A 26,357-nucleotide genomic window follows, 5' to 3' on the forward strand; every position below is an offset into this window, starting at 1 on the left:
GCGCTTAGGGTCCCGCCTCAATGCTTTTTGCGCGTCAGTTCGCGCATCGCGTCGTCCAGCCCCGCCAGTGTCAGCGCAAACATCGAGCCGCCCACCAGATCACGCAGCATCTTGGTGGATTGCGAATAGTTCCACTGCTTTTCGGGCACGGGGTTCAGCCACACCGTTGCCGGATAGGTCTGCGCCATGCGGTGCATCCACACCGCGCCGGCTTCCTCGTTGAAGTGCTCGACCGATCCGCCGGGGTGGCTGATCTCGTAGGGGCTCATCGCCGCGTCGCCGACGAAGATCACCTTGTAGTCGTGGCCGTACTTGTGGAGGATATCCCAGGTCTGCGTCCGTTCCGACCACCGGCGCTTGTTGTCCTTCCACACCCCTTCGTACAGGCAGTTGTGGAAATAGAAGAACTCCATGTTCTTGAACTCGGCGGTGGCCGCGCTGAACAGTTCCTCTACCAGCTTGATGAACGGGTCCATCGATCCGCCCACGTCCAGGAACAGCAGCAGCTTCACCGCATTGCGCTTTTCCGGGCGCATGCGGATGTCGAGCCAGCCCTGCTTGGCGGTGCCTTCGATCGTGCCCTCGAGGTCCAGTTCGTCGGCATTGCCCTCGCGCGCGAAGCGGCGCAGCCGGCGCAACGCCACCTTGATGTTGCGCGTGCCCAGCTCCCGGGTGCTGTCCAGATTCTGGAACTCGCGCTTTTCCCAGACCTTCAGCGCGCGCTTGTGCTTGGATTCGCCGCCGATGCGCACGCCTTCGGGGTTGTAGCCCGAATTGCCGAAGGGGCTGGTGCCGCCGGTGCCGATCCACTTGTTGCCGCCCTGGTGGCGTTTCTCCTGTTCCTCCAGCCGCTTCTTCAGCGTGTCCATGATATCTTCCCACGAACCGAGGGATTTGATCTTCTCCATCTCCTCGGGCGAGAGGAACTTCTCGGCCACGGCCTTCAGCCAGTCTTCGGGAATGTCGACCGGGCGCTGGCCATAATCGGTCAGCAGCCCCTTGAAGACCTTGTTGAAGACCTGGTCGAACCGGTCGAGCAGACCCTCGTCCTTCACGAACGTGGCGCGAGAAAGGTAGTAGAACGCTTCGGGCGTCTGCTCGATCACGTCCTTTTCCAGCGCTTCCAGCAGCACGAGGTGCTCCTTGAAGCTGGCCGGAATCCCGGCCGCGCGCAGTTCGTCGACAAAGTTGAAGAACATGGTGTCAGGCCTTGGTGGGAGGATTGGGGGCGGCGGCCGGAGCCGGCGGTTGCTGCGGCCATTGCTCCAGCGCGGGATCGATCTGCGCCCAGTCGGGGGCGTCGTCCGTCCAGATCACCATGTCCGGGCGCAGGCCGTGCGGCTCGTCGAGCGCGCCGAAGCGCACCGTCTTCAGGTGCATCCGCGCCGAGCTTTGCCCATAGACCTGCGTGCCGCAGGACGGGCAGAACGAGAAGGTCAGCGTGTTGCCGCTGGCCGCCTGCCAGGCGGACGAGGCGAGCGTGCCCGATACGGTCACGTCATCGCCCTTGAAGATGGCGTTGTGCGTGGGGCCGCCGGCGGCAAGCCGCTGGCACTGGCGGCACCAGCACTGGCGTGTGGCCACCGGTTCTCCGGCGATTTCGAGCGTGACCGCGCCGCAGGCGCACCGTCCGGTGTAGCTCATGGTCATTTCTCCATCCGGCTTTTTGTGTACCGGGTATTGTTAGTGTTACATACAATTTGTAGGGTGCGTCGATAAGGAGAGGACAACCGCACCCATGCTCAAGCTCTACAGTTTCGGCCCTGGCGCCAATTCGCTCAAGCCCCTGCTGACGCTTTACGAAAAGGGCCTGCCGTTCGAAGGCCACCGTCTGAACCCGGCTACGTTCGAGCACCATTCGGACTGGTTCAAGGCGATCAACCCGCGCGGGCAGGTGCCGGCGCTGGTGGACGAGGGCCGGATCGTCACCGAATCCACGGTGATCTGCGAATATCTGGAAGACGCATATCCGACCGAGGTCGCGCTGCGGCCCGCCGACAGCTTCGGCAAGGCGGAGATGCGCGTCTGGACCAAGTGGGTGGACGAATACTTCTGCTGGTGCGTGTCCACGATCGGCTGGCATCGCGGCGTCAGCCATATGGCGCAGCGCCTGTCCGATGCCGAGTTCGAGGAACATCTGAAGAAGATTCCGGTCCCCGAACAACAGGTCAAATGGCGCCGCGCGCGCGAAGGCTTCCCGCAGGACCTGCTCGACGAGGAAATGCGCAAGATCGCTGTTTCGGTGCGGCGGCTGGACGATCATCTGGCCGACAACGAATGGCTGGCGGGGGGCATGTACACGCTGGCGGACATCTGCAACTTCGCCATCGCCAACGGCATGCAGAAGGGATTTGCCGAACTGGTCAACACCAGCGACACGCCGCACATGGTCCGCTGGATCGAGCAGATCAACCAGCGCCCGGCGGTTCAGCGCATGTTCGCGGAAGTGCCGATGGAACGGCTCGGGCCGCCGAAAACGTGATTGCCGCGCCGATTGGTATGTCACGGCTTCATGAGCGTGAGATTGCCGGAACGGTCCGAGCTTGAAATGGGCTGGTCGCTTCTGATCGCTTGTATCGCCTGCTCGGGGGTGGGCAGGGAAAGGAAGGGAACAAAGCTGTAGTCGTCCTCAAGGGTAGACACCTGGAGATCGAATTGCGGTTTGCGCTTGTCCATCAGGGCCGCGAGAGATGGCGCCACCTGTATGGTGATTCCGGCATCATCAAGGGCAATGACGTAGGAACCGTCCAGGTCCGTGCGCCGGTACACGCCGTAGTAAGCATTGGACACCGGGTAGCGGCAATAGTCGGCTCCCGGGGCGAACAGTGGCTGACCAGCGTTGTCGTCTGCTTGTTCCGGCTCACTCTTGGCGATCGCACCCAGAAGTCCTGTCATTAGCGAACTGGCGGGATCAGGCTTTGCACGTTTTGCGGGCTTGGCAGGAAGAGTGTCGGTGCAGGCGACAACGGGTTTGGCAGGCCTTGGCGCTTGGGCGTGGTTTCCTGTCGGGATGTTCCCGATAAAGCGCGCAAGCGTGGCGTCCAGCGCGTTCTTGTCCAACGTCGCCGACGAAATCCGCATTGTAATAAGCCATTGATCATGGGGAATAACTGCCGCCCCGGTGCTTTTTAAAGGCCCTCCGTCCATGGCGTACACAGTGCGAAGGGCACTATCGCTGCTTTCCCCCGGGGACGTGAACGCCGTTGTGATCGGCTCGGGGCTCAATTTACCGCCAAGACGCTGGGACGATTCCGGTGAGTGCATCGTGTCGACTATCCTGTCGAACCAGATGGGAACGACGGGAACGGAGGCTCGGAAAACATAGACCGTCGCCGTCGTTTTGCTGTTCGGGTCCTTGTATGTCGCCCAGAGATCGATTTCTCTCGATCCGTTCTGAGCGATTTCCGTCCTGTCAAAACCTTCGATTTTCGGCGGCAGCGTGGTCCCTGTCTGGACGTGAGTCCATGGCGCTGAAACGTCCGCGACGATGGGATGGATTGAATTGCCGGCATTCTGCGCCGATGCGGAAAAGCTGGTGCAGCAAAGCGTGGCGGCAATAAGCGCGCGCCCGATCAACTCAGTTCCCCCGGCGCGCCATGAAGGCCAGCCGTTCGAACAGCATGATGTCCTGCTCGTTCTTGAGCAGGGCGCCGTGTAGCGGAGGGATCGCCTTGGTGGGATCGCGGTTCTGCAGCACGTCGAGCGGCATGTCCTCGTTGAGCAGCAGCTTCAGCCAGTCGAGCAGTTCCGACGTGCTGGGCTTCTTCTTCAGGCCGGGCACTTCGCGCACTTCGTAGAACACTTCCATCGCCTTGCTCACCAGCGTCTTCTGGATGCCGGGGAAGTGGACGTCGATGATCGCCTGCATCGTGTCGCGGTCGGGGAACTTGATGTAGTGGAAGAAGCAGCGGCGCAGGAAGGCGTCGGGCAGTTCCTTCTCGTTGTTCGAGGTGATGACCACGATCGGGCGTTCCTGGGCCGCGATGCGCTCCTGCGTCTCGTAGACGTCGAAGCTCATGCGGTCGAGTTCCTGCAGCAGATCGTTCGGGAACTCGATGTCGGCCTTGTCGATCTCGTCGATCAGCAGCACGGGCAGCGTGGGGCTGGTGAACGCCTCCCACAGCTTGCCCTTCTTGATGTAGTTGCGAATGTCATGCACGCGCTCGTCGCCGAGCTGGCCGTCGCGCAAGCGGGCAACGGCATCGTATTCGTAAAGGCCTTGCTGCGCCTTGGTGGTGGACTTGATGTTCCATTCGATCAGGGGCGCGCCCACCGCCTTGGCGATTTCGTGGGCCAGCACCGTCTTGCCGGTGCCCGGTTCGCCTTTGACCAGCAGCGGGCGCCGCAGCAGCACGGCGGCGTTGACCGCCACCTTCAGATCATCGGTGGCGACATAGTTGCTGGTGCCTTGAAAACGCATGCCTTCCATCCTGTCTTTTTTAATCGCTTGGTTAAGGGATAGGCGGCGGCGCGCCGTGTGACAAGAGCCGCAACGGCGGGTTTTGAAACGGTGTTCACGGCGAATTTCAAGCGATTGTTTTGGCCGATTGTTTCGGCCGATTGTTTCGGGGCGCGTCCAAGTATTTCCGCATGAATGATATTTCATGATGCCGGGCGATTGCGCTGGCCCGCGCCGGGCTGTAGCCACGCCGCGATGACAGCGGAGCCCGCGTCCTTGCCTTCCGGTCGATATGGCGCGTCGCGGCGTAGCAGGGGGCCTGCGTTCCTGCTTTCGGCGGCCACCGTCGCGCTGCTGTTCTTCATCATGATCCGGATGGGGGCCTTCACCGGGAATGGCCCCGAAGGCGGCGGGCAACTGGTCGCGGTCAATCTGTCCAAGGAAGCGGAAGCGAGTTCGGCGGGCGCCCGCAAGGCCACGCGCGAGATCAAGGCCAGCGAACGGACGCAGCAGGCAGCGCAGACGCCAAGGCCGGTGATGCCGCCGCACGTGCCGGTGCCGTCGGAAAACAAGGTCGATTGGCCGCCCGGTTTCATCCACATGAGCCGGGCGGACCTGGCCGCGGCGGATATCGGCAAGATGGCCCGGCGCGGGGATGCGGGCAGCAGCGGCAGCGCGTCGGGCTCGGCGGGGGGATCGGCCGGCGGGCAGGGCGATGGACCCAACGGCGCCCGCCTCTACGCCGCCGAATGGTATCGCGAACCGCGCGATGCGGAGATCGCGGGCTACATGCCGCAGGGGCGCCCGCCCGGCCAGTGGGGCATGATCGCTTGCCGCACGATCGAGAAATACCACGTCGAGGATTGCCGCGAACTCGACGAATCCCCGCGTGGCTCGGGCATCGCCCGCGCCCTGCGGCAGGCCTCCTGGCAATTCCTGGTCCGGCCGCCGCGCGTGGACGGCAAGCCGATGATCGGCGCCTGGGTGCGCATCCGCTTCGATTTCAAGCCGGCGAAGCGCGATGATGCGGCGGGTGAGGGGCCGTCCGACGGCGGCTGATCGGCGTTATTCGTCTTCTGTTTTCCGCAACAGGAAGCGGCGCAGGCGCGGTATCGGCAGGACGCGCCACAAGACGAGCAGCGCGATCAGCAGCGCGAGCCATGGAGCGCCGATGCCGACGATGAAGACGACCAGTGCGACCATCGTGCGCAAGCTGGACCAGGAGGCCTGCGCCACCCCGGCGAACGGGTTGTCGCCCCACACGAAGCTGCCACCGCCGGCATAAGTGAAGGTCATCGGCGTGCTTGCCAATCGCACCGCGCCGGTTGTCTGGGCATCGCGTTCCGCCGCGACCTTCGCGCGCAACGCGCCGGCCTGCTGGTTCAATTCCGCCCGTTCGCGATCCCCCAGGCCACCCTTGGCGAGTTTGGCCTCGATCTGGTTGAGATCGGCCTGCGCGTCCGAACCGCGCTTCTCGGCGGCCGCGATGTCGGAACCCACGTCTTGTCCTTCGATCGCAGCGCGGATCAGCTTTCCGTCGGCGTGCTCCACCGCCGCAATGCCTTCCTTGCCAAATGCGCGGGCAAGATCCGGGGCCAACTTGAATTCGAGGCTGGCGCTGACGCTATCGTTGCGCACCAATGCATAGTGCATGCCGGTGATGCGGCACCGTTCCGGGCCGAGTTTTTCGCAGGCGGCAGCGTGTTGCTCCTGCACGCCCGCGATCGCCTTGTCGGGAAGCGCGAAGTCATAATGATAGTTGAAAGCCACACCCGGCGCCGCTGATGGCGATATGCCGGGGACACTGGAGGCGGCGCTTTCCGAAGCGGCTTCGGGCGCTTTTTCGCCGCACCCGGCGAGCAATAGAGAGCAGGCTGATGTTGCGGACAGAAGGAAGGAACGGACGCCGACGCGCATGTCTATCTCCCGAGTGCTCCGCCGGAAGGCGGTGGCGGAGAAATTACTACTTAATCAGTAGACATTGTCAATCGAGCCTGCATCGTTGTTACATCCATTTAAGCGGGAATGATCAGTGCCCGTGCCCGCGCGGTCGCCCGCCGCCGCGCGGTCCGCCTCCGTGGGGATAGTTCGGCATGTGATAGTCGCGCCGCGGCTGGAAATTGCCGCGGAACTCCTGATAGCGTCCGCCGGGGGGAGGCGCGTCGCGGCGGAAGTGGTTGCGGTCGCCGCGCCGGAACGCGCGGGCGTCAGGGGCGGAGCGATAGTAGAAGAAGCCGTCACGGCCCCAGTAGCCGTCGTAGATCGGGCCGTAATACCCGTCGTACCAGCCATTGTAGGGGTAGGGAGAGCCCCAGCCCACGCTGGTGCCGTATTCGCCGTAGTATCCATCCGACGCGCAGGCAGACAGGCCAAGCGCCAGGGGCAGGGCTAGCAGGGTGATGGAACGCTTCATGGCAAATCTCCGCAATCCGCCGCTGTTCGCGAGCGGTCTTGGCCCCACCCTTCTCGGGATGGGACCGCCGATCTTAGCCATGGGTGAACGGTTGACGGGGCGTTCGGGTTCCGGGCGATGGCCGGGTTTTGGGCCCGTCAGGCGTCGATCAATTCCGGATCGACCTCGCTCGCGCGGTTCTGGATGAACATGAAGCGGTGCTCGGGATTGCGGCCCATCAAGCGATCGACCAGATCCTTCACGGCCGCGCGGCCTTCGTATTCCGGCGGCAGAGTGATGCGGATCAGCGAGCGGCTGGCCGGGCTCATTGTCGTTTCGCGAAGCTGCTGCGGGTTCATTTCGCCCAGCCCCTTGAAGCGGGAGACCTCCACCTTCTTGCCCTTGAACTTCGTCGCTTCCAGCTCGGCACGGTGGGCATCGTCGCGGGCATAGGCGGAGGTGCTGCCGCTGGTCAGGCGATAGAGCGGCGGCTGTGCCAGATAGAGATGGCCGCGCCGCACCACGTCGGGCATTTCCTGGAAGAAGAACGTCATCAGCAGCGTGGCGATGTGCGCGCCGTCGACGTCGGCATCGGTCATGATGATGATGCGGTCATAGCGCAGCGCATCCGGGTTGCAGTCCTTGCGGCTGCCGCAGCCCAGCGCCAGGATCAGGTCGGCGATTTCCTGGTTGGCGCGGATCTTGTCGCTGGTGGCGCTGGCGACGTTGAGAATCTTGCCGCGGATCGGCAGGATCGCCTGCGTCTTGCGGTCGCGCGCCTGCTTGGCGCTACCACCGGCCGAATCACCTTCCACGATGAACAGTTCGGTCTCGCCATCGCCTTCGCCGGAACAGTCGGTCAGCTTGCCCGGCAAGCGCAGCTTGCGGGCATTGGTGGCGGTCTTGCGCTTGACCTCGCGCTCCGCCTTCCGGCGAAGCCGCTCGTCCATGCGCTCCATCACCGCGCCCAGCAGCGCCTTGCCGCGCTCCATGTTGTCGGTCAGGAAGTGGTCGAAATGGTCGCGCACCGCGTTTTCGACGAGGCGCGCGGCTTCCGGAGACGTCAGGCGGTCCTTGGTCTGGCTCTGGAACTGGGGATCGCGGACGAACACCGAAAGCATGACCTCGCTTCCGGTGATCATGTCTTCCGGGGCGATGTCCTTGGCCTTCTTCTGCCCGATCAGTTCGGCAAAGGCGCGGATGCCCTTGGTCAGCGCCGCGCGCAGGCCCTGTTCGTGCGTGCCGCCATCGGGCGTGGGAATGGTGTTGCAGTACCAGCTGTACGATCCGTCGGACCACAGCGGCCAGGCGATCGCCCATTCCACGCGGCCCATCTCCTGCCCGTCCGGCCCGGCGGTAAAATCCTGCGATCCGGTGAAGGGCACTGTCGTCACGCATTCGCGCGCGCCGACCTGTTCGGCGAGGTGATCGGCAAGGCCGCCGGGGAACTGGAACACGGCTTCCGCCGGCACGTCTTCCGAAGCCAGCGATGGCGCGCACTTCCAGCGGATTTCAACGCCAGCGAAGAGATAGGCCTTGGACCGCGCCAGCCGGAACAGCCGCGCCGGCTTGAACCGGGCGTCCGCACCGAAGATTTCGGGATCGGGTACGAAGGTGACCGAAGTGCCACGCCGGTTGGGGGCATTGCCGATCTTTTCCAGCGGCCCGGTGGGATGCCCGCGCGAGAATTCCTGCGCGTAAAGCTCCTTGTTGCGCGCCACTTCGATCCGCGTCAGCGTTGACAGCGCGTTGACCACGCTGACGCCGACGCCGTGGAGGCCGCCCGAGGTGGCATAGGCCTTGCCGGAGAACTTGCCGCCCGAATGGAGCGTGGTGAGGATAACTTCGAGCGCCGACTTGCCCGGATACTTCGGGTGCTCGTCGACCGGGATGCCGCGCCCGTTGTCGGTGATGGTCAGTCGCCCGGCCGAGCCGGGTTCTTCCTCCAGCGTCACCTCGATGCGGTTGGCATGGCCGGCGACAGCCTCGTCCATCGCGTTGTCGAGCACTTCGGCGGCAAGGTGATGCAGCGCGCGTTCGTCCGTGCCGCCGATATACATGCCGGGACGGCGACGAACGGGTTCGAGCCCCTCCAGCACCTCGATCGCGGAGCCATCGTAGCTTTCGGCGCTGGATACCGGCGCCTTGTCGAACAGGTCGTCAGCCATATGGAACGGCTATAGAACACGCCGGATTCCGGACGCAAGCCGGGAGGCACCCTTATGCGGGCGATTTCGGCGCAAAGGGGCGGATAACTTATCCCTTCCGGCGATACCGGGCGGGCAGGGCTGGTGTCAGGGGGTGAAGCGGGCCGGCGCCGGGCTTACCGTCGTAAAGGTGCCCGCGCCTACCTCGCGCACTTCCATGGCGCGCTCGGCCACGCCGAACTGGTTGAAACGGAACACGCCGTCCAGGCCGATGAACCCGTCGCGGTCATAGAGCTTGGCGGTGGGGAAGATCGTACCGGGCTTCCAGGTGCGGCCCACGTTGAGCGTCAGCAGCACGCTATCGTAGCCGAGCGTGGCGATGCGCGAGGGCGATGCGCCATAGCGGCGGCGATAGCTCTGCTCGAACTGGCCGAAGCGCGCGTCGGATACCGTGGCGAACCACGCCCCGCGCGTGGCGGCGCTGCGCGCGATCCCGGCATCGCCCGCCCACAGTTCGGTGCCGAGCAGGCGTGTTCCGCCGGCCGCCGGCGCGGCCTGGAGCGCAATGCGCGCGCCGTCCGCGATCAGCAGCGCATCGACCGGGGCCTTGGCCAGCAGGCGGCGCACCGCGCTGGCGACCGAAGTATTGCTGCGGTCATAGGTTTCGGTGGCGGTTACCGTCACGCCGCTGGCGCGCGCGGCTTCGGTCAGCGCGTTCATTGCCCGCTGGCCGTAGATGCCGGTGGGGATGATCGCGCCGATGCGGTTTACGCCGCGGCTCTTGGCGAAACTGACGACGCGGGCCACCGATTGGCCGGGAACCTGCCCGAGCACGAAGACATCGCGATCCGCCACGCTCACGTCGTTGGAATAGGTGATCATCGGCACCTTGGCCGGCCGCGCGACTCCGGAAACGGCGACGACGTCTTCGGCCAGCAGCGGCCCGAGGATCAGGCGGTTGCCGTCGAGAATGGCCTTGTTCGCCGCCGCGCCCGCGCCGGCCGCCGTATCGTAGGTGGTGATGCGCAGGTTCTGCGCGTTGGTATCGAGCAGCGCCATCATCGCCGCATTGGCGATCGACTGGCCCACCGATGCGTTTGGCCCCGTCATGGGCACCAGCAGCGCGACGCGGTGGCGCGAGGCATCGGTAGGCAGGACATTGGCCTGCGGCGCGGTTTCGGTCGGTTCGGGCCTGGGCGCGACCGGCCCCTGCGGCTTGGGAATGACGGTACACGCGGCGAGCGCGGCCATGGCGCCCATCACGAGAAAACGCCGCCCCATCCGGACGGATCCGACCCATTGACCTTTCAACATCGCTTGCCCGTTCCCAATGACCCGGCCATGGAAGGCGCATGACCACGCCTTCGCTTATGGAGCCCGGGCTCTATATTGTCGCCACGCCGATTGGCAATCTCGGCGACATTACCAGACGCGCCGCCGAAACGCTTGCCTCTTGTGCGGTTATAGCGTGCGAAGACACGCGCGTCACGGCTAAGTTGTTGAATCATCTTGGCATCAAGAAGCCGCTGCGGCGCTATGACGATCACGCCGGAGAAGAGGCGCGCGAGCGATTACTCGCCGAAATGGCGGAAAAACCGGTTGTGCTGGTGAGCGATGCCGGCACGCCGCTGATTTCCGATCCCGGCTATCGCCTGGTGCGGGAAGCGCGCGCGCGCGGGATCGCCGTCACCAGCCTGCCGGGGCCTAGCGCGATGATCACCGCGCTGACCATCGCCGGCTTGCCGACCGACCGTTTCCTGTTCGCAGGTTTCCTGCCTTCGAAGGACAAGGCGCGGGGAGATGTGCTGGCGAGCTTCGCCGCCGTCCCCGCAACGCTGGTGTTCTACGAAACCGGGCCGCGCCTTGTCGCCTCGCTGGAAGCCATGGCAACCGTGCTGCCGGGGCGGGAAGTTGCCGTGGCGCGGGAACTGACCAAGCTGCACGAGGAATGCCGGACGGGCACGGCGGCAGACCTTGCCGATCACTATCGCGCGCATCCGCCCAAGGGAGAGATCGTGCTGCTTGCCGGTCCGCCCGCCGCGCCCGAGGCGCCGGACGAGGACGTCGTCGAAGCCGAACTGCGCGCCGCGCTCGCCGAATTGCCGCCCTCGCAGGCCGCCGCCCGCGTGGCGAAGAAGCATGGGCTCGATCGCAAGGCGCTCTATGCACAGGCGATGGCGCTCAAGGCATGAGCCGCGCCCGTGATCGGGCCGTGGCCGAAAAACAGGGCCGGCGTGGCGAGGCGCTGGCCGGCCTGTGGCTGCGCTTGAAAGGCTGGCGCATTCTCGCCCGGCGCCAGCGGATCGGCGTGGGCGAGGTCGACATCGTCGCGCGGCGCGGCCGCACGCTGGCTTTCGTCGAGGTCAAGTGGCGGCGTAGCGGCGAAGCACTCGATCTCGCCATCGATGCCCGCCGCCTGCAACGCGTGGCGCGCGCCGCCGAAGCGATCGCGCCGCGCTTTGCCAGACCCGGCGATGTCCTGCGAATTGACGTGATCCTCCTTGCGCCAGGCCGCTGGCCACGCCACATGGCGAACGTCTGGCAGCCATGACGGCGCCTTCACGGGATGGAACAGCATGACCCTTCGCGTCGCGGTCCAGATGGACCCGCTTCATTCGATCAACATCGCGGGGGATTCCTCCTTCGCCCTGATGCTGTCGGCGCAGGAACGCGGGCATGAACTGTACTATTATGACGTGAAGTCGCTGGCGTGGAAGGCCGGGCGCGTGACGGCTGAAGGCGCGCCGGTGACGGTGCAGCGCGTGGCGGGCGATCACTACAAGCTGGGCGAGGTGCGCAAGCTCGATCTTGGCAGCGACGCCGATGTCGTGCTGATGCGGCAGGACCCGCCGTTCGATCTGGGCTACATCACCGCCACGCACCTGCTGGAACGGCTGGAGGGCGAGACGCTGGTCGTCAACGATCCGCGTTCGGTGCGCAATGCGCCGGAAAAGGTCTATGTGCTCGATTACGCGCGCTTCATGCCGCCCACGCTGATCACCCGTTCGGCAAAGGACGTGCGCGCCTTCCAGCACGAACTGGGTGAAACGGCGGTGGTCGTAAAGCCGCTCCACGGCAATGGCGGCAAGGCGGTGTTCAAGGTGGAAGCCGATGGCGGCAACCTTTCCGCGCTGGCCGAACTGTTCGGGCAGGTCTGGCCGGAACCGTTCATGGTCCAGCCGTTCCTTCCCGAAGTGGCCGAAGGCGACAAGCGCATCGTGCTGGTCGATGGCGAGGTGGCCGGCGCGATCAACCGCAAGCCGGGCGAGGGCGAGTTCCGCTCCAACCTCGCGGTCGGCGGCTATGCCGAACAGACCACGCTGACCGCGCGCGAGCAGGAAATCTGCGAGGCGCTGGGGCCGGAGTTGAAGAAGCGCGGCCTGATCTTCGTGGGCATCGACGTGATCGGCGGCAAGTGGCTGACCGAGATCAACGTGACCAGCCCCACCGGCATCGTCGCTATCGACAAATTCAACGGTAGCGATACGGCTGGCATGATCTGGGACGCGATCGAGCGGCGGCTTTGACGCATCGGGAACCGGACCCGTTCCCGCATCGCCGCGTTGTGTGATCGATGAATGACTGGATCGTCCACCTGATCGAAGGCGGCGGCTATTGGGGCATCGCCGCCCTGATGGTCATCGAGAACGTGTTCCCGCCGATCCCGTCCGAAGTGATCATGGGGCTGGGCGGCATCGCCGTGGCCAGGGGGCGGATGGAAATCGCGCCGCTGATGCTGTTCGCCACGGCGGGATCGACGCTGGGCAACTATTTCTGGTTCCTGGTCGGACGGGCGTTCGGATACCGGCGTCTGCACCCGCTGGTCACGCGCTTCGGGCGGTGGCTGACGTTGGATTGGCACGATGTCGAACGGCTGGTGGCCTTCTTCGGGCGGCACGGGCAGTGGGTGGTCTTCGTCGTGCGCTTTGCCCCGGTGATGCGCACGATGATCTCGCTGCCGGCGGGCCTCGCCCGGATGGGCCACGCCCGTTTCCTGGCGTTCACCTTCGCCGGCGCGGCAGTGTGGAACGCGCTGCTGGTGGCGGCGGGCTATTATCTCGGCCGCAATTTCGCGGAGGTCGATCGGTACACCGGGCCGCTGGCGACCGGCTGTATGGCGCTGGTGGCTATCGCCTACCTGTGGCGCGTGGTGCGGTGGAAGCCACGCGGGGAGTGAGGTTCCTTACAGAAGGCGATTATATCGCTTGCAATCCATGGAGCGCTGCCCACCCCCAACCCCTCCCGCTTGCGGGAGGGGAGCAAGACTTGCGTCGCCGCAGGCGGCGTCAGTCGCAGCGGGGTGGGCTTCCCCACTCCGCACTTGCAAACGATTCAGGCGTCCTTCGCCAGCCAGTCTTCCAGCCACTTGATCGTATAATCGCCGCTGAGGAAGTCAGGATCGGTCAGCAGCTTCTGGTGCAAAGGGATCGAGGTCTTGACGCCATCGATCACCATTTCCTCCAGCGCGCGCTTCAGGCGCATGATGCAGCCTTCGCGCGTGCGGCCATAGACGATCAGCTTTGCGATCATCGAATCATAGTACGGCGGGATGCGATAGCCGGCATAGAGCCCCGAATCGACGCGCACATGCATGCCACCGGCCGCGTGATAGGTCTTCACCAGGCCGGGCGAGGGCGCGAACGTGAACGGGTCTTCCGCATTGATGCGGCACTCGATCGCGTGGCCCTTGAACTCAATGTCCTCCTGCGCGACCGACAGCGGCCGCCCTTCGGCGATGCGGATCTGTTCGCGCACCAGGTCGACGCCGGTGATCGCTTCGGTCACCGGATGTTCCACCTGCAGGCGGGTGTTCATCTCGATGAAATAGAACTCGCCGTTTTCCCACAGGAACTCGATGGTGCCCGCGCCGCGATAGCCCATGTCGGCCATGGCGCGCGCGACCACGCCGCCCATGCGCGCGCGCTCCTCGGCCGAGATGACGGGCGAGGGCGCTTCTTCGAGCACTTTCTGGTGGCGGCGCTGGAGCGAGCAGTCGCGCTCGCCCAAGTGGATGGCGTTGCCGTTACCGTCGCCGAATATCTGGAATTCGATGTGGCGCGGGTTGCCGAGATACTTCTCGATATAGACCGTGGCATCGCCGAACGCGGCTTTCGCCTCGCTGCCGGCCTGCTGCATCAGCGTTTCGAGTTGGCCGGCGCTGTTGCACACCTTCATGCCGCGTCCGCCGCCGCCCGATGCTGCCTTGATGATCACCGGATAGCCGATCGCCTCGGCAATCCTACGCGCTTCCTCCACTTCGGAGACGGCGCCATCCGATCCCGGAACCAGCGGCAGGCCCAGCGCGCCGGCGGTGCGCTTGGCTTCCACCTTGTCGCCCATCGTGCGGATATGTTCGGGCTTGGGGCCGATCCAGGTGATGCCGTGGGCTTCCACGATATCGGCGAACTTGGCGTTCTCCGAGAGGAAGCCATAGCCCGGATGGATCGCGTCGGCCTGGGTAATCTCCGCCGCCGAAATGATCGCGGCGACGTTCAGATAGCTGTCGCGCGCGGGCGGCGGGCCGATGCAGACCGCGTGATCGGCCAGGCGCACGTGCATCGCATCGGCATCGGCGGTGGAATGCACCGCGACCGTTTCGATCCCCATCTCGTGCGCGGCACGGTGGATGCGCAGGGCGATTTCGCCGCGATTGGCGATCAGCAGGCGTTTGATGGCCATGGACGCTGGCGCCTCAGCCGATCACGACCAGCGGCTGGTCGTATTCGACCGGCTGCGCGTTTTCGACGAGGATCGCCTTTACCGTGCCGGCGGCGGGCGCGGTGATCGCGTTCATCACCTTCATCGCTTCGACGATCAGCAGCGTTTCGCCGGCCTTCACGGTCTGGCCCAGGCTGATGAAAGCGGGAGCGGTGGGGTCGGGCGAGAGATAGACCGTGCCCACCATCGGCGATTTCACGGCATTGGCGTGATCCTCGGCAGGTTGCGCTGTTGCGGGCGCGGCCGCCGGAGCAGCGGCGGCAACGGGCGCCGGAGCGGCGACGGCAACGGTCTGCGCCACCGGCGCCGCCGTCAGCGTGCGCGCGACGCGGATCTTGCGTTCGCCATCCTCGACTTCGATTTCGCTGAGCCCGGTTTCGGCAAGCAGCTCCGCCAGTTCACGCACAAGCGTGCTGTCGATTGCCATTCCTTCGGCCTTTTCGCCGCGGTCGTGCCCCATTTTAATCCTCGCGGGTGGTCATACTGGCTGGCCGCCATGCCTTCAGCCGGCGGCGCTGGCAAGGGGGGGATGGGGTGGGAATGCCCGCGAGGGTGGAAAACAGGCGCTTTCGCCGCTTTTTCGCGCCTACGGGAAGCCGTCAGAGCGCGGCGGCGGCGTCCAGCGCCAGAATGTAGCTGCGCGCGCCGAACCCGGCGATGGTGCCCTTGGCGGCCATCCCGACGTAGCTCTTGTGGCGGAATGCTTCGCGGGTGTGGGGGTTGGACAGGTGGACTTCGATCACCGGCGTCCGGATTCCCTTGATCGCATCGTGCAGCGCGACCGAGGTGTGGGTATAGGCGCCGGCGTTCAGCAGCACGGCCTTTGCCCCCACGGCCTGCGCTTCGTGCAGCCAGTCGACCAGGTGACCTTCGTGATTCGACTGGCGCATGTCGATGTCGAGGCCGAGCTTCTGCGCGTGGTCTTCCAGCATGCCGGCAATGTCGTCCAGCGTCTGCGTTCCATAGATTTCCGGCTCGCGCAGGCCAAGCAGGTTGAGGTTCGGTCCATTGAGGACGAAGACGGTCTTGTCTGACATGGTGGCGTGTTCCCGGTGCGTGTGGCCGCCGCGCCGTGATAGTGCCGCCGCCGCCATGCGCAAGTGGCCGCGCGAATCCCCGGAAGAAACCCGCGCGGTCCATCTCTTTACCGGTCTATGCCCTTGGCCTTGCCCCACTGGCGCGCCGCCGTGTAGCCGAGATAGCCGGTGCCGAAGAGCGCATAGAGCGGCTCGGGCAGGCCATTGAGATAGGCGGTGATACCGGCGGCGATGTCGCGCGCCGCTTCGGGCCGCGCCGCAGCGATCAGGCCCATCGGCAGCGACCACAGGATCATGATGTACATGACGTAGAGGAAGCCGGGGCGGGCGCGGCTGGTCCATGGATCGGTAGATCCCACTTCGGCGAGGATGGCCGACATTTGCGTGCGGATCTGCTCGAGTTCCTGCGTGCCTTGCAGCCTCAACAGTTCCAGCTTGGCGCGGTCGCGGGCTTCCTTGTCGGGAATGATGCGATCGATGATCGAGGAGATGGGGGAAATCAGGGCGTCGAGGAGGGGCATGGGAGCGTCCTTGTTGCGGCAGGACGCGGGACAGTAACCGTATCGGTTCATGTAGGAAACCAAAGTATGATTGCTCAGGCGCTCGACATGATGTGAGATACAGAAATCGCACTGAGCGATCATTGTGACAATTTAAATCGCTTTGATAAATGAGTTCGCCCGAACGATACGGATTTCGGCGGCGCATGCGGCGCGGTTGATGAACAAGGCTGGAGAAACAGAATGAGCAGCAATTCCGCAACGGCGGGGAAGTGTCCCGTCATGCATGGGGGCCTGACCAGCACGTCGGCCTCCGTCACGAGCTGGTGGCCCGAAACGCTCAACCTCGACATCCTGCACCAGCACGACAGCAAGACCAATCCGCTGGGCAAGGGCTTCCGCTATCACGAGGCGCTGAAGTCGCTCGATTTCGAGGCGCTCAAGCAGGACATGCGCGCGCTGATGACCGACAGCCAGGAATGGTGGCCGGCGGACTGGGGGCATTACGGCGGCTTGATGATCCGCCTGTCGTGGCATTCGGCCGGCAGCTATCGCACGGCGGACGGGCGCGGCGGTGGCGGCACCGGCAACCAGCGCTTCGCGCCGCTCAATTCCTGGCCTGACAACGTCAGCCTGGACAAGGCGCGCCGCCTGTTGTGGCCGATCAAGAAGAAGTACGGCAACAAGGTGAGCTGGGCCGACCTGATCGTGCTGGCAGGTACCATCGCCTACGAGACCATGGGGCTGAAGACCTTTGGTTTCGGGTTTGGTCGCGAGGACATCTGGCATCCCGAAAAGGACGTCTATTGGGGCGCCGAGAAGGAATGGCTGGCTCCGTCGGACGAACGCTATGGCGATGTTGCCACGCCTTCGACGATGGAAAACCCTCTCGCGGCCGTGCAGATGGGCCTGATCTACGTCAATCCGGAGGGCGTGAACGGCCAGCCCGATCCGCTGAAGACCGCCGCGCAGATTCGCGAAACCTTCGCCCGCATGGCGATGGATGACGAGGAAACCGTGGCGCTGACGGCAGGCGGCCACACCGTGGGCAAGGCGCACGGCAATGGCGATGCCAGCCGGCTTGGCCCCGAACCCGAAGCCTCTCCGGTGGAGCAGCAGGGCCTTGGCTGGGCCAATCCCGGCGGCAAGGGCATGGGCCGCGATACCATCACCAGCGGCATCGAGGGGGCATGGACCACGCATCCCACGCGGTGGGACAACGGCTATTTCCAGATGCTGTTCAACCACGACTGGGAACTGCGCAAGAGCCCGGCCGGCGCCTGGCAGTGGGAACCGGTCAACATCCGCGAGGAAGATCGTCCGGCCGACGTGGAGGACCCGTCGATCCGCACCAATCCGATGATGACCGATGCCGACATGGCGATGATCAAGGACCCGGTCTACCGCGCGATTTCCGAACGGTTCCGCGACGATCAGGCCTATTTCTCCGAGGTCTTCGCGCGCGCCTGGTTCAAGCTCACGCACCGCGACATGGGGCCGAAGGTGCGCTACCGCGGACCCGACGTACCGGCCGAGGACCTGATCTGGCAGGACCCGGTGCCCGCCGGCAGCACCGGCTGGGACATCGCCGCGGCAAAGGCCAGGATCGCGGCGAGCGGACTGTCGATCAGCGATCTCGTGGCGACCGCGTGGGACAGCGCGCGGACCTATCGCGGGTCCGACATGCGCGGCGGCGCCAACGGCGCGCGCCTCCGCCTGGCCCCGCAGAAGGACTGGGAAGGCAACGAGCCGGCCCGGCTGGCGCGCGTGCTGGCGGTGCTGGAACCGATCGCGGCGGATGTTGGCGCCAGCGTGGCGGACATCATCGTGCTGGCCGGCAATGTCGGTGTGGAACAGGCCGCCAACGCTGCCGGCATCGAGGCGACCGTGCCGTTCGCACCGGGGCGGGGCGATGCCACCGACGCGCAGACCGACGCTCACAGCTTCGCGCCGCTGGAGCCGATCCACGATGGCTATCGCAACTGGCTGAAGCAGGACTACGCGGTCAGTCCGGCGGAGCTGATGCTGGATCGCACGCAGCTGATGGGGCTTACCGCGCCGGAAATGACCGTGCTGGTCGGCGGGCTTCGCGTGCTCGGCGCCAATCACGGCGGAACCAAGCATGGCGTGCTGACCGCCCGCGAAGGCGCGCTGACCACCGACTTCTTCGTGAACCTGACCGACATGGCCAACACCTGGAAGCCGGCCGGCAACGGCCTCTTCGAAATCCGTGATCGGAAGACGGGCGCGGTGAAGTGGACCGCCACGGCGTTGGACCTGACGTTCGGTTCCAACTCGATCCTCAGGGCCTATGCCGAAGTCTATGCGCAGGATGATGCCCACGGGAAGTTCGTGGCCGATTTCATCGCCGCCTGGACCAAGGTGATGAACGCCGACCGCTTCGATCTCGCCTGATAGGGATCGAACGGCCAAAACAAGCGCGCCGCCTGCGGGGTTCCGTGGGCGGCGTGTTTCGTTGTGCGTTGTTGTTGGAAATATTGGTCGGGACGAGAGGATTCGAACCTCCGACCCCCACACCCCCAGTGTGATGCGCTACCAGGCTGCGCTACGTCCCGACCGGAGCGCGCCCTATAGGCAGGTCACTTGCGGATGGCAAGCGGCATGGTGCGCTTTGGGCGGAGACGATTTTTCGTCTCCGAAAGTGCCGCCGGAAGGGGTGCCGTTTGCCTTGCGTGGCCCAAGCTGCTAGGCGGCCGGGCCATATTTTTGCGCAATCTTTCCGGGCGGGCACACCGCTTTCCGTCCGGGCGGGTTGCAATGCCTTTCCACCGATCCCAAGAACGGTTCCATGATGCTGACATTCCTTTCCGCCGCCGCACCCGCCGCCACCCAGGAGCCGCCGCAGTGGCTTTCGTTCCTGCCGCTGGTCGGCATGGCGTTCATTTTCTGGTTCCTGATCCTGCGGCCGCAGATGCGCCAGCAGAAGGCGCACAAGGAAAAGATCGCCGCCATGAAGAAGGGGGACATGGTCGTCACCGCCGGGGGGCTGGTCGGCAAGGTCATCAAGCTGGACGATCACTATGCCGAACTGGAACTTGGCCCCAACGTGCGCGTCAAGGCGGTGCGTTCGACGATCGGTGACATCGTTCCGCCCGGCGGGACGGCTCCGGCCAACGACTGATCCCATCGGCTAGACGAAAAGAACCTGTTCTCATGCTCGATTTCCCGCGCTGGAAGGTACTGTGGCTCTGGGCGCTGACGATCGTCGGCATGCTGGCCGCCGTGCCTTCGCTGACCGCCACGGCGGGCCTCAACTGGCCGTCCGTACTGCCGGAGCCGAAGATCAACCTCGGTCTCGACCTGGCCGGCGGCAGCCACATCCTGCTCGAAGCCGATCCGTCGCAAGTGCGCCAGCAGCGCATCGAAGCGATGGAGGAAAGCGTCCGCAACAAGCTGCGCCAGTCCGGTGATATCCGCATCAGCGACATCTCCAACCGCGATGGCGCGCTGACGTTCGTGGTGGCCGACCCGACCAAGGTGGACGCGGTGCGCGAGGCGGTGCTGCCGCTGACCAGCGGCGCGGGGCTTACCGGCCAGCGCGACTGGAAGATCGACGTCGTCGACGGCAACCGCTTCGTGCTGACGCCGTCGCAGGAAGGCATCGACCAGGCGGTGACGCAGGCGATGGACACGGCGGTTGAAGTGGTGCGCAAGCGCATCGACGCGCTGGGCACCAAGGAGCCGACGATCATCCGCCAGGGCGCCAACCGCATCGTGGTGCAGGTGCCGGGGCTGCAGGACCCGCAGGCGCTCAAGAACCTGCTGGGCCAGACCGCCAAGCTCGAATTCAAGCTGGTGGATACCAGCGCGCTGCCTTCGGACGTGGCGCGCGGCATCGCCCCTCCGGGCAGCGAGATCGTACCCTATCAGGACCCCAAGCTGGGCGCGATCGCAGTCAAGCGGCTGGGCGGCATTCGCGGCGACCAGCTGACCAACGCGCAGCAGACCAACAGCCAGCAGACCAACGAACCGGTCGTCAACATCACGTTCAATTCGGACGGCGGCGAAAAGTTCGCCAAGCTGACCACGCAGAACGTCAACAAGCCCTTCGCCATCATCCTGGACGGCAAGGTCCTGTCCGCGCCCAACATCAACGAGCCGATCCTGGGCGGCAGTGCCGTCATTTCTGGCCGGTTCACCACGGAAAGCGCCAACCAGCTCGCCATCGCGCTGCGCTCGGGCGCGCTGCCGGTGGACCTCAAGGTGGTGGAAGAGCGGACCGTGGGGCCGGACCTTGGCGCGGATTCGATCCGCAAGGGCATGATCGCCATGCTCGTCGGCACCGGCGCGCTGATGGCCTTCATCCTCATCACCTACGGCCGTTTCGGGGTTTACGCGAACCTGGCGCTGGTCGTGAACGTGCTGATGATCCTGGGCATCATGGGCATCGTCGGCACCACGCTGACCCTGCCCGGCATCGCCGGCTTCGTGCTGACCATCGGCGCGGCGGTGGACGCCAACGTGCTGATCAACGAACGCATCCGCGAGGAACGTCATCGTGGCCGGCGCGTGGTGCAGGCGGTGGAGATGGGCTACAAGGAAGCGAGCCGCGCGATCTTCGACGCCAATATCACCAATGTCATCGCCGCGGTGCTGATGTTCGCGTTCGGCACCGGCCCGGTGCGCGGCTTCGCCGTGGTGCTCATGATCGGCATCGTCACTTCGGTGTTCACCGCCGTGACCATGACCCGCATGTGGGTGGCGCAGTGGCTCCGCCGCGCGCGGCCGTCCGAACTGAGCCTGTAAGAGGAGACGAAGGACATGAAGCTCCTCAAGCTCATTCCCGACAATACCAACATCCATTTCCTGAAGTGGCGGCTGCCGTTCTACATCATCAGCCTGCTGCTGATGGCGGGATCGCTGACGCTGGTGGCGACGCGCGGCCTCAACCTGGGCGTCGATTTCGTCGGCGGCCAGATGATCCGCGTGACCTTCGAGCGCAGCGCCGAGGCGCCCGTGGCGCAGCTGCGGGGCGAGGTGGATAAACTGGGTTACGGCGAGCCGATCATCCAGCGCTACGGCAAGCCCAACGAAATCTCGATCCGGATGAAGCTGCCCGAAGGATCGGACCACGATCCCGCGCTGTCGGACAAGATGGCCCGCACGATCACCGCCGCGATCAAGACGGCCCATGCCGATGCGCGGATCGACGGCGTCGATTCGGTTTCGGGCAAGGTTTCCAAGGAGCTTGGCTGGGACGCGTTCAAGGCGCTGGGCTTCGCCGCGCTGGCTGTGGCGGCCTACATCTGGATACGGTTCGAATGGCAGTTCGGCATCGGCGCGCTGTTCGCGCTGGTGCATGACGTGGTGCTGACGCTCGGCATGTTCGCGATCACGCAAATGGAGTTCGACCTCAACATCGTGGCCGCGCTGCTGACACTGATCGGCTATTCGCTCAACGATACGATCGTGGTCTATGACCGTATCCGCGAGAACATGAAGAAATACCGCAAGATGCCGATGCCGGAACTGCTCGACCTTTCGGTCAACGAGACGCTGGCGCGTACGATCGTGACCTCGCTGTCGATGCTGATCACGCTGGTCGCGTTGCTGCTGTTCGGGCCGGACGTGATCTTCGGCTTCACCGCGGCGATCACGCTCGGTATCTTCGTGGGTACCTACAGCTCGATCTACATGGCCGCGCCGATCCTGATCTGGCTGAAGGTCAATCCCAAGAGCTTCATCCCCACCGAAAGCGCGCTGGAAAAGCAGGAACGCCTGGCGCGCGAGCGGGGGTGAGAAAACGCGTCATCCCAGCGTAAGCTGGGATCTCGGGCAACCGGGGACGGACCTCTGAAAGGTCTCCCGCAGCAGCCTGAGGTCCCAGCTTGGGCTGGGACGACGGGGGCGGTGTTTGTGCGCGCCGTCAGGCTGTGGTCTGCTCCCGGACCACGCCCTCGTAAATCTCCGCCATCGCGGCCGCATTGCCGCCCCAGCTGAAGCGGGCGGCGCAGGCTGCGACGTCTTCCTGCGCGGGGGGATAGGCCAGCAGATCGCCGAGCGCGGTGGCGATGGCCACCGGATCGCGTGCGGCGATGCGGCCAGCGGCGGGGCAGTCCACCACCTCGCGCGCGCCGCCGATGTCGGGGATGACGACCGGCGTGCCGCAGGCGAGCGCTTCGATCCAGGCATTGGCAAGGCCTTCGCGTTCCGAAGGCAGGACCATGGCGTCCGCCGCGCAAAGCAGCGTGGGCAGGGTCTCGTGATCGACCGCGCCGACGAACTGGACCCGCTCGGCCAGCTCGAGTTCGCTCGCCAGCGCCTTGAGCGCGGCCTCGTTCGCCCCGGTGCCGGCAATGACCAGGCGGACGTCCTCGGGCAGATGGGCCAGGGCGCGGATCGCCAGCGCCTGCCCCTTGATCGGGATCAGCGCGCCGACGCTGACGACGAGCCTACCGACCGACCAGATGCCGAGATCGGGAATGGCCGAGACCAGCTGCCGCGCCGCGGCGCGCGGCAGGGGCGAAAAGCGCGCGTGATCGAGGCCAGTATAATGGACGTGCATCTTGCCGGCTGGCAGGCCCAAGGCGGCCATGTCGTTGGCGAGTGCCTGCGAGACCGACAGCAGGACCGATGCCTTTTCGGCGGCCGCGCGCATCTGCCGCAGCGCGAAGGGTTTTGTGCCCCAGTAGTGGATGTCGGACCCGCGTGCCTTGATCGCGAACGGCAGGCCCAGCGCCTCGGCCACGCGCATGGCGGCCGGACCATCGGGATAGAAGAACTGCGCGTCGACCATGTCGAACGGCCGTTCGGCGTGGAGGCGCCGCACCATCGGCAGGATAGCGCGTGCGATCAGCAGGGGATTGATGTGGCCGGAAAGGCCGGGGATCAGCGTGAAGCGCGGATGATGCACCGTGACGGGACCGCCGGTTTCGATCAGCGGCGTTTCGGCAATGTCGGCATAGCGGGCCAGCTTGACGGGTGGCAGGCCGATGGGGTTCACCACCGTCACCTCCCAATCGCCGCGCGCGGCCAGCGCTTCCATCTGCCGCGCGACGAAGCGCCCGAAACCGGGGCGCTGGGACGAGGGGTAAAGCGTCGAAATCGAGAGCAGGCGGCGCCCGGTTGCAGGGTTCACAGTTTTCGGACCAGCATTTCCGCCACGCCGATCCACGCCGGGTGGTCGATCACAACCTGCCGCTGCCCGATGCCTGGGGGCAGCAGTGCGATGCGCCCGTCGAGATGGTCGATCATCCGCCCGAAGGCGAAGCGGCCGGCAGGGCGTGGCGCAAGCACGTCGCGGTTGAGCGCACGCGAATAATCCGCCGGATCGACCTGCCGCAGCCACACCTGATCGCCCGCCCGGTATTCGCCCAGGCCCGCATCGACAACCAGCGCCATGAGTCGCGCATCGCCGCCGAACTCGGTGGGCAGCACCGCGTCCATCGGGTGCGTCAGCGCCTCAGGTCCGCCGGCGGTGAGCCGCGCGACGACGTTGGGTATGGCGGAATGGTCCGGCTTTACCAGAAGCTGCGGATCGACATCGAGCGCGGCGCCGATCCGGTTCATCCACGTCAGCGACAAGCTGCGCATCCCGGTTTCGAGCCGGCCGATGGTTTGCGCCGTCGTCGGCGGAACGCAGCGCGCGGCCACGTCGGCCAGGGTCAGGCCTTTCTGGCGACGGATGTCGCGGATGCGGTTGATCATGGTGGTTCCATTTCTGAGAGGAACGGAAGTTGAAATTGCTTTCCTACAAAGCAGCCCCTGGGGCAAGTGCGGCGGCGTTCCCCAAATGTTCAAAGCGGAGGTGACCCGATGCGCCAGGTCTTGATCGATCGTGAACTGACCAGCGAAGGCCCGCGCCGGGCAGGGCGTGGTTCCGCGGCGGCCGCGCGGCGCAGCGTGAAGGTGAATTGCGCCGAATCGCCACTGACCTGGCTCCATGCACGCGGCCATCTCAGCGACCGGCAGTTCGACGCGGGGGAGCGCCTGCGGACCGATTGGGAGCGCGCGCAACTGGCGCCAGCCGTCACGATGCGCTGGGAACCGGTGCGTTTTGGCGGTGGCGAGCGCAACCTTTCGCCGACCGAGCGGCAGATCGCGGCGAAGGAACGCTTCGATGCGGCGATCGCCGCCGCGGGAACCGGATTGAGCGATATTCTGTGGCGGGTGGTTTGCGCCGGCGATGCCCTGGCGATGGCGGAGAAGGCGCTGGACTGGCCTGTCCGCAGCGGTAAGCTGGTCTTGCGCATCGCGCTTGACCGTTTGGCGGACTTTTATCGCATCCGATGAACGACACAGGCGGATCGACGAACGTCATTGCGTGCTATCCCCGCGCCGTGTCAGGCCGTATCGATTGAAACCATAGTGTCGGGAAGCAGCTTCATGGAACGACGGGAATTTCTGGGTTTCGCGGGAATCGCGGCGGGTGCGCTTGGCGGAGGCTGGCCGCTCCGGGTTCTGGCCCAGACGGCCGGCGATGCCGCGTTCAACGCGCTGGCCGACAGATTGTTCTACGAACAGCTGCTTATCGAGCCCGAAAACGCGACGCGCCTTGGCCTCGACAAGGGCACTCGTGCCGGCTTGCGAGCACGGCTTGATGACTACAGCGAGGCCGGGAAGGACGCGTCGCGGGCGTTCAACGAACGCGCCTTGGCGGCAATGCGTGGCGTGGATGCGGGAAGCCTGAGCGCCGCCGCCCGGCTGAACCGCGATGTCCTTGCCTACAAGTTCGAACAGGAACTCGCCGGCAAGCCGTTCGGGCTGGACGACGTGGAAAATCCCTATCCGATCACGCAGCAGAGCGGCGTCTATTTCAGTGTTCCCGACTTTCTCGACAGCCAGCACCCGGTCGAGAACGCCGATGACGCCGAAGCCTATCTGACGCGGCTGCGGGCCTTCGCTTTCGCGCTGGACGATGAAACCGCGCGGCAGCGGCGCGACGCCGGGCGCGGCCTGATCGCGCCGGTATGGTCCGTCGATCTGGTGCTGAAGCAGATGCGCGCGCTGCGCGCACCGTCGCCCGAACAGAACGCCATGGTGCGATCGCTGGTCAAGCGAACGACAGCAAAGACCGTGGCAGGCGACTGGGAAAGCCGGGCTGCCCGGATCGTGGCGGGAGACGTCTATCCCGCGCTCGATCGCCAGATCGCGCTGATGCAGCAGTTGCGAGGACGCACGCGGCCGGGCGATGGCGCGTGGCGTCTGCCCAAGGGCGACGAGATTTACGGGCTGGCGCTGCGCAAGGCGACCACCACCGATCACACGGCCGAGCAGGTCCACAAGATCGGGCTGGAGCAGGTAGCCGATATTTCCGCAAAGCTGGACGTGATCCTGAAGGGCGCGGGCTTCACCTCCGGTTCGGTTGGGGCGCGGCTGACCGCGCTCAACGCCTCGCCCGCGCAACGCTATCCGAACACCGATCAGGGGCGCCTGGACCTGATCGCCAGCCTGAACGCGGGTATCGCCGCGATGACGCAGAAACTGCCGCGCGCGTTCCGCGACATCCCGTCTGAACCGCTCGAAATCCGCCGCGTTCCGGTGGAAATTCAGGATGGCGCGCCGAACGGGTATTACTATTCCGCGCCGCTCGACGGTTCGCGCCCGGCGATCTACTGGATCAACCTGAAGGACGTTGCCGACTGGCCGAAGTATTCGCTGCCGGCGCTGACCTACCACGAGGGCATTCCCGGCCATCACTTGCAGGGCGGCTATACCCGTAGCGGCGGGAACCTGCCGATGTTCCTGAAGGACTATTTCATTTCCGCCTATGGCGAGGGCTGGGCGCTCTATGCCGAGCAGCTAGCCGATGAACTGGGCGGATATACCGGCATCGAAAGCGCCGGCTATCTCCAGTCCTTCCTGTTCCGCGCGGCGCGTCTGGTGGTCGATACCGGGCTGAACCACTACCGCTGGAGCCGTGAGAAAGCGACCGACTACCTCGTCAACACAGTGGGCTTCGCGCGGCCGCGCAGCCAGCGCGAGATCGAGCGCTATTGCGCCTCGATCGGGCAGGCGTGCAGCTATAAGATGGGTCACACGGCCTGGGTTGCTGCGCGCACCAAGGCGCAGCAGGCACTGGGCGACCACTTCAGCCTGCCCTGGTTTCACGACATCCTGAAGGAAGGCGTGATGCCGCTGTCTATGCTGGAGAAGCGGGTGGACGAACGGATCGCCGAAGCGAAGCGCGGCTGACGACCGAAG

The 26,357-nt window shown here is 65.3% G+C and carries 26 protein-coding genes and 1 tRNA gene; 12 read left to right on the plus strand and 15 right to left on the minus strand.

From position 1 onward, the window contains the following. Positions 1-17: 17 nt before the first annotated feature. Both NMD1_RS15245 and NMD1_RS15250 read right to left on the minus strand, forming a co-directional pair. Positions 18-1,199, minus strand: a complete 1,182-nt coding sequence (locus NMD1_RS15245; protein ID WP_125955372.1) for a VWA domain-containing protein — start codon at positions 1,197-1,199, stop codon at positions 18-20. A gap of 4 nt (positions 1,200-1,203) precedes the next feature. Continuing rightward, positions 1,204-1,650 carry a GFA family protein gene (locus NMD1_RS15250; RefSeq protein ID WP_233497688.1) on the minus strand — a complete coding sequence of 149 codons (447 nt, stop codon included), beginning with the start codon at positions 1,648-1,650 and terminating at the stop codon, positions 1,204-1,206. 88 nt (positions 1,651-1,738) lie between these two features. Between NMD1_RS15250 and NMD1_RS15255 the strand changes: the two genes are divergently transcribed. Further along, positions 1,739-2,482 carry a glutathione S-transferase family protein gene (locus tag NMD1_RS15255; RefSeq protein WP_125955373.1) on the plus strand — a complete coding sequence of 248 codons (744 nt, stop codon included), beginning with the start codon at positions 1,739-1,741 and terminating at the stop codon, positions 2,480-2,482. Between the two features lie 20 nt (positions 2,483-2,502). Here the strand turns inward: NMD1_RS15255 and NMD1_RS15260 are convergent, their stop codons facing one another. Both NMD1_RS15260 and NMD1_RS15265 read right to left on the minus strand, forming a co-directional pair. Beyond that, the gene (locus NMD1_RS15260) at positions 2,503-3,576 is read right to left on the minus strand and encodes a hypothetical protein (protein WP_124807605.1); all 1,074 of its coding nucleotides are present in this window, start codon (positions 3,574-3,576) and stop codon (positions 2,503-2,505) included. 1 nt (position 3,577) lies between these two features. Continuing rightward, positions 3,578-4,420, minus strand: coding sequence for a MoxR family ATPase (locus NMD1_RS15265; RefSeq protein ID WP_124807604.1), 843 nt, complete (start codon positions 4,418-4,420; stop codon positions 3,578-3,580). Between the two features lie 255 nt (positions 4,421-4,675). Here NMD1_RS15265 and NMD1_RS15270 point away from each other — a divergent pair, with 255 nt between their 5' ends. Continuing rightward, positions 4,676-5,458 carry a hypothetical protein gene (locus NMD1_RS15270; protein WP_233497690.1) on the plus strand — a complete coding sequence of 261 codons (783 nt, stop codon included), beginning with the start codon at positions 4,676-4,678 and terminating at the stop codon, positions 5,456-5,458. A 6-nt stretch (positions 5,459-5,464) separates the two neighbouring features. Here NMD1_RS15270 and NMD1_RS15275 read toward each other — a convergent pair whose 3' ends face one another. The 4 genes from NMD1_RS15275 to NMD1_RS15290 form a co-directional block, all read right to left on the minus strand. After that, positions 5,465-6,169 carry a hypothetical protein gene (locus tag NMD1_RS15275; protein WP_124807602.1) on the minus strand — a complete coding sequence of 235 codons (705 nt, stop codon included), beginning with the start codon at positions 6,167-6,169 and terminating at the stop codon, positions 5,465-5,467. 259 nt (positions 6,170-6,428) lie between these two features. After that, positions 6,429-6,812 (minus strand): hypothetical protein, encoded by a 384-nt coding sequence (locus NMD1_RS15280; RefSeq protein WP_125955375.1) that lies wholly within the window; start codon positions 6,810-6,812, stop codon positions 6,429-6,431. A gap of 137 nt (positions 6,813-6,949) precedes the next feature. Next, entirely contained in the window at positions 6,950-8,959 is a 2,010-nt protein-coding gene (gene parE, locus NMD1_RS15285) for a DNA topoisomerase IV subunit B (RefSeq protein WP_125955376.1), read from the minus strand. A gap of 126 nt (positions 8,960-9,085) precedes the next feature. Continuing rightward, entirely contained in the window at positions 9,086-10,219 is a 1,134-nt protein-coding gene (locus NMD1_RS15290; protein WP_124807599.1) for a penicillin-binding protein activator, read from the minus strand. A gap of 71 nt (positions 10,220-10,290) precedes the next feature. Between NMD1_RS15290 and rsmI the strand changes: the two genes are divergently transcribed. Genes rsmI through NMD1_RS15310 form a run of 4 tightly spaced genes read left to right on the plus strand, consistent with a single transcriptional unit; the run spans position 10,291 to position 13,115 of the window. Next, positions 10,291-11,130: a 16S rRNA (cytidine(1402)-2'-O)-methyltransferase gene (gene rsmI / locus NMD1_RS15295; protein ID WP_125955377.1), complete on the plus strand. Its 840-nt coding sequence runs from the start codon at positions 10,291-10,293 to the stop codon at positions 11,128-11,130. Further along, on the plus strand, positions 11,127-11,489 hold the full coding sequence (locus tag NMD1_RS15300; RefSeq protein ID WP_124807597.1) for a YraN family protein: 363 nt from the start codon (positions 11,127-11,129) through the stop codon (positions 11,487-11,489). Before rsmI ends, NMD1_RS15300 begins: the two co-directional genes overlap by 4 nt. Before the next feature lie 25 nt (positions 11,490-11,514). After that, positions 11,515-12,465, plus strand: a complete 951-nt coding sequence (gene gshB / locus NMD1_RS15305; RefSeq protein ID WP_125955378.1) for a glutathione synthase — start codon at positions 11,515-11,517, stop codon at positions 12,463-12,465. Positions 12,466-12,512: 47 nt separating this feature from the next. Next, on the plus strand, positions 12,513-13,115 hold the full coding sequence (locus tag NMD1_RS15310) for a DedA family protein (protein ID WP_125955379.1): 603 nt from the start codon (positions 12,513-12,515) through the stop codon (positions 13,113-13,115). A 155-nt stretch (positions 13,116-13,270) separates the two neighbouring features. On the opposite strand, the gene accC is transcribed toward NMD1_RS15310, so the two are convergent. From accC to NMD1_RS15330, 4 genes are all read right to left on the minus strand, one after another. Next, positions 13,271-14,617 (minus strand): acetyl-CoA carboxylase biotin carboxylase subunit, encoded by a 1,347-nt coding sequence (gene accC / locus NMD1_RS15315; protein ID WP_125955380.1) that lies wholly within the window; start codon positions 14,615-14,617, stop codon positions 13,271-13,273. Between the two features lie 13 nt (positions 14,618-14,630). After that, positions 14,631-15,116: an acetyl-CoA carboxylase biotin carboxyl carrier protein gene (gene accB, locus NMD1_RS15320; RefSeq protein ID WP_125955381.1), complete on the minus strand. Its 486-nt coding sequence runs from the start codon at positions 15,114-15,116 to the stop codon at positions 14,631-14,633. A gap of 139 nt (positions 15,117-15,255) precedes the next feature. Beyond that, complete coding sequence (gene aroQ, locus NMD1_RS15325) at positions 15,256-15,693, minus strand: type II 3-dehydroquinate dehydratase (RefSeq protein ID WP_125955382.1); 438 nt, start codon at positions 15,691-15,693, stop codon at positions 15,256-15,258. Positions 15,694-15,800: 107 nt separating this feature from the next. Then, a complete protein-coding gene (locus NMD1_RS15330) occupies positions 15,801-16,214 on the minus strand; it encodes a holin family protein (protein ID WP_125955383.1) in 414 nt (137 codons plus the stop codon). A 222-nt stretch (positions 16,215-16,436) separates the two neighbouring features. On the opposite strand from NMD1_RS15330, the gene katG reads away from it, so the two are divergent. After that, positions 16,437-18,608: a catalase/peroxidase HPI gene (gene katG, locus NMD1_RS15335; protein ID WP_125955384.1), complete on the plus strand. Its 2,172-nt coding sequence runs from the start codon at positions 16,437-16,439 to the stop codon at positions 18,606-18,608. Between the two features lie 84 nt (positions 18,609-18,692). Here katG and NMD1_RS15340 read toward each other — a convergent pair. Beyond that, a tRNA-Pro gene (locus NMD1_RS15340) sits at positions 18,693-18,769 on the minus strand. Between the two features lie 236 nt (positions 18,770-19,005). Between NMD1_RS15340 and yajC the strand changes: the two genes are divergently transcribed. Genes yajC through secF form a run of 3 tightly spaced genes read left to right on the plus strand, consistent with a single transcriptional unit; the run spans position 19,006 to position 21,953 of the window. Beyond that, complete coding sequence (gene yajC, locus NMD1_RS15345; RefSeq protein ID WP_190287084.1) at positions 19,006-19,335, plus strand: preprotein translocase subunit YajC; 330 nt, start codon at positions 19,006-19,008, stop codon at positions 19,333-19,335. A gap of 32 nt (positions 19,336-19,367) precedes the next feature. Beyond that, positions 19,368-20,960 (plus strand): protein translocase subunit SecD, encoded by a 1,593-nt coding sequence (gene secD, locus NMD1_RS15350; protein WP_125955385.1) that lies wholly within the window; start codon positions 19,368-19,370, stop codon positions 20,958-20,960. A gap of 15 nt (positions 20,961-20,975) precedes the next feature. Further along, positions 20,976-21,953, plus strand: coding sequence for a protein translocase subunit SecF (gene secF / locus NMD1_RS15355; RefSeq protein ID WP_124807514.1), 978 nt, complete (start codon positions 20,976-20,978; stop codon positions 21,951-21,953). A gap of 127 nt (positions 21,954-22,080) precedes the next feature. On the opposite strand, the gene NMD1_RS15360 is transcribed toward secF, so the two are convergent. Together NMD1_RS15360 and NMD1_RS15365 are read right to left on the minus strand one after the other, a co-directional pair. Then, positions 22,081-23,292 carry a glycosyltransferase gene (locus NMD1_RS15360; protein WP_233497692.1) on the minus strand — a complete coding sequence of 404 codons (1,212 nt, stop codon included), beginning with the start codon at positions 23,290-23,292 and terminating at the stop codon, positions 22,081-22,083. Beyond that, positions 23,289-23,861: a helix-turn-helix domain-containing protein gene (locus NMD1_RS15365; protein ID WP_125955386.1), complete on the minus strand. Its 573-nt coding sequence runs from the start codon at positions 23,859-23,861 to the stop codon at positions 23,289-23,291. Before NMD1_RS15365 ends, NMD1_RS15360 begins: the two co-directional genes overlap by 4 nt. A gap of 108 nt (positions 23,862-23,969) precedes the next feature. Here NMD1_RS15365 and NMD1_RS15370 point away from each other — a divergent pair, with 108 nt between their 5' ends. Then, entirely contained in the window at positions 23,970-24,446 is a 477-nt protein-coding gene (locus NMD1_RS15370; RefSeq protein WP_125955387.1) for a DUF6456 domain-containing protein, read from the plus strand. Positions 24,447-24,539: 93 nt separating this feature from the next. Beyond that, entirely contained in the window at positions 24,540-26,348 is a 1,809-nt protein-coding gene (locus NMD1_RS15375; protein ID WP_125955388.1) for a DUF885 family protein, read from the plus strand. Positions 26,349-26,357: the final 9 nt, after the last annotated feature.

Source organism: Novosphingobium sp. MD-1, from assembly GCF_001014975.1.
Lineage (GTDB): Bacteria > Pseudomonadota > Alphaproteobacteria > Sphingomonadales > Sphingomonadaceae > Novosphingobium.